This is a genomic window from Streptococcus mitis (assembly GCF_946190155.1).
Lineage (GTDB): Bacteria > Bacillota > Bacilli > Lactobacillales > Streptococcaceae > Streptococcus > Streptococcus mitis_CL.
Genome location: NZ_CAMHZL010000066.1, coordinates 1 through 257, shown reverse-complemented (window position 1 = coordinate 257; position 257 = coordinate 1). Strand labels below are relative to the sequence as shown.

The window sequence follows — 257 nt, the reverse complement described above, 5'->3', positions numbered from 1 at the left end:
ATAGCATGGAAAGATCTTATTTTTTCAGAGCGAGTTAAAGCAGCTATCAAAGAGCAAATCGCTCTCATGGTTGATAATGAAGAACTTTTGGCTGAATTGACCAAAGAAAAAAATATTGAAGAGAAGGGATAGTTAATGAAAATCATTATATTTGATTCTTTAAGAAATTTGATTGCGACAGAGGACGGTCTAGTCCTCTTTTTGCTTAGCCTGATCGTTATTATGGAAATTATTGATTATTTCTCTGGAACGTTTGC

Annotated in this window: 1 protein-coding gene; it reads left to right on the top strand. The window is 33.5% G+C overall.

Annotated elements, in window-relative coordinates; genetic code table 11:
• Positions 1-132, top strand: coding sequence for a CD1375 family protein (locus N8O80_RS09865; RefSeq protein ID WP_419991865.1), 132 nt, complete (start codon positions 1-3; stop codon positions 130-132).
• The last annotated feature ends 125 nt before the right edge of the window (positions 133-257 follow it).